This window comes from Micromonospora sp. 15K316 (assembly GCF_004348525.1).
Classification (GTDB): domain Bacteria; phylum Actinomycetota; class Actinomycetes; order Mycobacteriales; family Micromonosporaceae; genus Micromonospora.
Genome location: NZ_SMKG01000442.1, coordinates 1 through 769 on the forward strand (window position 1 = coordinate 1; position 769 = coordinate 769).

The window sequence follows — 769 nt, forward strand, 5'->3', positions numbered from 1 at the left end:
GGGTGGTGTGCCGGCAGGGCGGTGGCGCGTCCGCCCTGCCGGCACGGTCATCGGGTGGGTGTCACAGGGTGGCGCACTGGCCGGCGCGGGGGCCGGTCACGGTGTTGCGGATGTTGAGGTTGGTCGGTGCGGTGGTGTTGCCGGCGCAGGCCAGCGGGCCGGTGACCCGGGTGCCGGCGAGCAGCGGCTGGGTGGTGGTGCGGTTGGCGGAGAGGTCGACCGGGCCGGTGACGGTGAGGTCGATCAGGGAGATCGCGTCGGTGGTGCCGGTGACCCGGAGCGGGCCGGTGATCTTGCTGTTGGCGAGCAGGACGCCGGCGGCGCCGGTGGCGTTGACGGGTCCGGTGATGGTGGTGTCGGTGGCGACGAGCGTCGCGCCGGGCCGGACGGTGACGGGGCCGGTGACGGTGGCGTCGGCCAGGCAGGCGAAGCCGGTGATCGTGAGGGGCCCGGTGTGGCGGCCGGTGCGGGTCGGGTAGACGCGCTGGCCGTCGACGAGGTTCTCCACGCCGACTGCGTCGAGCAGGAGCGGGATCAGGCCTCGTTCGGGCTGGTTGAGGGGGACGTAGTAGCCGTCGGCGGCCTTGACGACCTTCCAGCCGTGGTCGGCGATGCGTTCGGCGGCGGTGGTGACGGCGCCGGTGGGGCCGTCGGTGCGGGGGCCGTGGTACTGCTCCTCGGTGAGCTTGTAGGCGCAGGGGGCGTTGTCGAGGATGAGGTCGGCCGGTGGGGCGTCGATCGGCGGCGGGCTGCTGCCGGGGTGCGGGGC

At 74.4% G+C, this 769-nt stretch carries 1 pseudogene; it reads right to left on the reverse strand.

The features are described from left to right. Positions 1 to 61: 61 nt before the first annotated feature. Positions 62 to 769 (reverse strand): annotated as a pseudogene (locus E1211_RS32885) (carboxypeptidase); the annotation flags it as partial.